Annotated in this window: 1 protein-coding gene; it reads right to left on the minus strand. The window is 51.4% G+C overall.

The window, feature by feature from the left end:
• Positions 1-691: helix-turn-helix domain-containing protein (locus tag HMPREF3119_RS07550; protein WP_246829253.1), on the minus strand; the 691-nt coding region annotated here is incomplete at its 3' end.
• Between the last annotated feature and the right edge of the window lie 13 nt (positions 692-704).

The raw sequence follows: 704 nt of genomic DNA on the forward strand, positions 1-704 counted from the left end.
CGGTGGTGTCGATGTTCTTTGAGTCCGCAGCGCGTTTAAATCCTTCGGCCTGTCTCAGCCAGTAATTAAACCCAGCGTTCCAGTCAGCGTATTGGGTGCCCTTGCTGGCGTGGTAGTCCCTGAATTTGCCAAACTCATCCTGAACATCCAGTCCGGCAGTTTTTGCCCGTTCAGTGTGTTCCGGTGACGGTGCAAAGTTTTTCGGCATCACAGTTTTGCTTTTGGTTTTTCCGTGAGCAGGATTAATATTTTTATTATCTGGATCTATGACTGGATCATGACTGATTCTGGGTGCAGCTCCTGCACCACTATCGGAACCAGTTGCACCACCTGGTGAATCTCCTGCACCAGTCCCGGAACCATTTGCACCACTCACCCCCGCAGGATTTGCACCATATGGTGCAGGAGATTCACCACTCACAACGGCGGTATTCAGACGCAGATGATAGATGTTTGACTGGTTCAGACCGTTGGCCGATTTCCGGGATTCGATACGAACCAGCCCCATTTCCACCAGAGCGTTAATGTGGTTCTGTACTGAGCGCTCTGACATTTCGCACTGCTCTGCGATGTACGGCACAGACGGCCATGACTCGCCCTGGTCATTGGCATTATCCGCCAGCTTTACCAGCACCAGTTTGCGCAGCGCGTTGCCGGTTTTTATCTGCAAAGCCCGCGCAGTTAAAATCATACTCATGGTTTCA

The sequence above is a fragment of the Morganella sp. HMSC11D09 genome (assembly GCF_001807955.1).
GTDB lineage: Bacteria > Pseudomonadota > Gammaproteobacteria > Enterobacterales > Enterobacteriaceae > Morganella > Morganella morganii.